This is a genomic window from Microbacterium sp. HMWF026, assembly GCF_003061325.1.
Classification (GTDB): Bacteria; Actinomycetota; Actinomycetes; order Actinomycetales; family Microbacteriaceae; genus Microbacterium; species Microbacterium testaceum_E.
Genome location: NZ_QAJB01000455.1, coordinates 539 through 4042, shown reverse-complemented (window position 1 = coordinate 4042; position 3504 = coordinate 539). Strand labels below are relative to the sequence as shown.

3 protein-coding genes are annotated in these 3504 nt (G+C 69.8%); all 3 read left to right on the top strand.

What is annotated here, in order from left to right; all coding sequences use genetic code 11:
* Nucleotides 1–529 (top strand): hypothetical protein (locus tag DBR36_RS17990; RefSeq protein WP_181373662.1); only part of this gene is annotated, 529 nt, incomplete at its 5' end.
* Between the two features lie 55 nt (nucleotides 530–584).
* Nucleotides 585–3116, top strand: coding sequence for an RNA helicase (locus DBR36_RS16495; RefSeq protein ID WP_108320779.1), 2532 nt, complete (start codon nucleotides 585–587; stop codon nucleotides 3114–3116).
* 102 nt (nucleotides 3117–3218) lie between these two features.
* Entirely contained in the window at nucleotides 3219–3422 is a 204-nt protein-coding gene (locus DBR36_RS16490) for a hypothetical protein (protein ID WP_146185412.1), read from the top strand.
* Nucleotides 3423–3504: the final 82 nt, after the last annotated feature.

Genomic DNA, 3504 nt, shown 5'->3' with positions numbered 1-3504 from the left:
CGCCCACACCCCGCGCCGACGGCGGCTGGCCGTGCGCTCGCGCCGCGGGGTGTGGGCGTGGGCGGTCTCGCTCGCCGTCGTGACGGCGTTGGCCAGCGCGGCGACGGCTTTGGGGGTGTCGTTCGTGCCGGTGGCCGGCGCCGCGGGCGCGCCGCAGGTCGGCACGCTCGCGCCGGATCCGGGGGCCGACATCCCCGCGGTGTTCGGTCAACGCACTGGTTCCGAACGGGCGTTCCAGGACTACTTCGGGGTCACCGCCTACGTGGCGCTCGCGCGCACCGACTCCACCGACACCCGCAATCCGTGCCTGTACCTGCTCGACTCGGACGAGGTGGGCCGCGACGACGGGCGGGCCCCGGGCGGCAACTTCGTGTACGGGGGCTGCGGGGCCGGGGTGTTCCCCGCGACGGTCGAGTTCGTCGTCGCCGAGGGGATGCCCCCGGCGTTCGTCGAGCGCTTTCCGATCGGTACGAGCGTGCAGTTCGTCTACGACGGTGAGAACGTGGGCGTGTTCAGCGACCGCGGCTGACGCTCCCTCGCGTCCAGCGGGGGCTCGCGCGCTCCGCGGATGAGAGGGTGGAGCAGTGACCTCCCTCCTCGACCACGTGCCCGCCGGCGCCGATCCGGATGCCGTCTACCTGGGCTTCGTCGAGTGGGCGGCCTCGCGCGGGCTCACCCTCTACCCCGCGCAGGACGAAGCCGTCATCGAGATCGTCTCGGGCGCGAACGTCATCCTCTCCACGCCCACCGGCACGGGCAAGTCGCTCGTCGCGGTGGCCGCGCACGCGGCATCCCTCTCCCGAGGCGGCCGCACCTATTACACGGCGCCGATCAAGGCACTCGTGAGCGAGAAGTTCTTCGCCCTCGTCGACATCTTCGGCGCCGAGAACGTCGGCATGGTCACCGGCGACTCGTCGGTCAACTCCGACGCGCCGATCGTGTGCTGCACCGCCGAGATCCTGGCGAACCTCGCCCTGCGTCAGGGGGCCGACGCGGACGTCGACCAGGTTGTGATGGACGAGTTCCACTACTACGGCGAGGCAGACCGGGGTTGGGCGTGGCAGGTGCCGCTGCTGCTGCTGAATCGGGCGCAGTTCATCCTCATGTCGGCCACCCTCGGCGACGTCGAGGACATCGCCGACGACCTGTCTCGGCGCACGGGGCGGCCCACGGCCCGCGTGACGGGCGTCGAGCGGCCCGTACCGCTGCACTTCGAGTACGCCCGCATACCCGTGCACGAGACGGTGCAGGAGCTGCTCGACACCCGGCAGGCCCCCATCTACGTCGTCCACTTCTCGCAGGCCGCCGCCATGGAGCGCGCCCAGGCGTTGTCGTCGATCCGGATCATCGGGCGCGAGCAGCGCGACGAGATCGCCGAGGCGATCGGCGGTTTCCGCTTCACCACCGGCTTCGGCAAGACGCTCTCGCGCTACGTCCGGGCGGGCATCGGCGTCCATCACGCGGGCATGCTGCCGCGCTATCGGCGACTGGTCGAGACGCTCGCCCAGCGGGGCCTGCTGCGCGTCATCTGCGGCACCGACACCCTCGGCGTGGGGATCAACGTGCCGATCCGCACCGTGCTCATGACGGCGCTCACCAAGTACGACGGCACGCGCATGCGGCAGCTCTCGGCGCGCGAGTTCCATCAGATCGCCGGACGCGCGGGCCGGGCCGGCTACGACACCGCCGGCACGGTGGTCGTCATGGCACCCGACCACGAGATCGAGAACGCCGCGCAGATCCTCAAGGCCGGCGACGACCTCAAGAAGCAGAAGAAGATTGTCCGCAAGAAGGCGCCGCAGGGCTTCGTCAACTGGACCGAGCAGAGCTACGACCGGCTCGTCGCCGCCGAGCCCGAACCCCTGCAGCCCCAGATGAAGTTGAGCGCCGCGATGCTCATCAACGTCATCGCGCGCGGCGGAAACGTGTTCGGCAACGTCCGCTCCCTCGTCTTCGACAACCACGAGCCACGCGCCCGGCAGTACGAGCTCGCTCGTCGCGCCATTGCGATCTTCCGCACCCTCGTGCAGGCCGGCGTGGTCGAGGCCGGGGCCGACGGCATCCGTCTCACCGTCGACCTGCAGCCCAACTTCGCGCTCAACCAGCCGCTGTCACCGTTCGCGCTCGCCGCGATCGAGATGCTCGACCCCGAGGTGGAGCTCGGAAGGGGACCGGATGCCGCGCCCCCCGCGTCGTCGGTCGGTACCGGGCATTACGCGCTCGACGTCGTCAGCGTCATCGAGGCGACCCTTGACGACCCGCGCCCGATCCTGTCGCAGCAGCAGTTCCGCGCGCGCGGCGAGGCGGTCGCGGCGATGAAGCGCGAGGGCATCGAGTACGACGAGCGCATGGAGCTGCTCGAGGAGATCACCTGGCCCAAGCCGCTGGACGAGCTGCTCGCCCAGGCGTACGAGGTGTTCGCGTCGAGCCAGCCGTGGATCCGCGACTTCGAGCTGTCGCCCAAGTCGGTCGTGCGCGACATGTTCGAGCGGGCGTGCTCGTTCGGCGAGTACGTCTCGCTGTACCAGCTGGCCAGGAGCGAGGGGCTCGTGCTGCGCTACCTCAGCGACGCTTACCGGGCGATCCGCCAGACGGTGCCGGTCGATGCGCAGACGCCCGACCTGCTCGACCTGATCGCGTGGCTCGGCGAGCTGGTGCGGCAGGTCGACTCGAGCCTGGTCGACGAGTGGGAGCAGCTCATCAACCCGGCAGACGACCCGGACGCCCCCGTCGTCCCGCCGGCGCCGCCGTCGATCCTCACCAACCGACGCGCGTTCGTCGTGCTCGTGCGCAACGAGATGTTCCGCCGCGTGCAGCTCGCGGCGTTGCAGCGCGACGACGAGCTGGTCGAACTCGATGCGGACGTCGATTGGCCCGGGATTCTCGACCGCTACTTCGACGAGCACGACTCCATCGGGACAGGGGGAGCGGCACGCTCCTCCGCCCTCGTAGAGATCGACGAGTCCCCGGCGTCGGACGGCGTCTGGCGCGTCGAGCAGACCATCGACGACCCCGCCGGCGACCACGACTGGCGCATCCGCGCCGAGGTCGACCTCGCCGCCTCGGAAGAAGAGGGCACCGCGATCGTGCGGGTCACCGAGGTGCTGCGGCTTTGACGGGTTCCCCCATGGATGGGGTGAACTCCGGCGGATTCCCCTGTTCACATGCGGCTGTTCCGGTTACGGTGCACCCATGACTGCGACGCACGGCGCCTCCTCGTGAACCTCGACACCGATCAGGTGTTGATTGGCCTCGGAGCGGTGCTCTCGACGTCTACCGTGGTGGTTCTCTGCGGGTTGCGCATCATCTTTCTCGGGGTGGAACGGCGGATGGACCGCCGACTGGCCGAATCAAACCACGCGTTTCATGAGGCCGGGAAGGTCGCCATCGTCCTCGGGGAACGACGGATGCCGAGGCCCTGAGGCCCCGGCATCCGGTGTGTTCGATCGCGCTCAGGACTTGCGGGCGACGCGGTTCTCGGCGCTGACCATCCACGACAGCTGC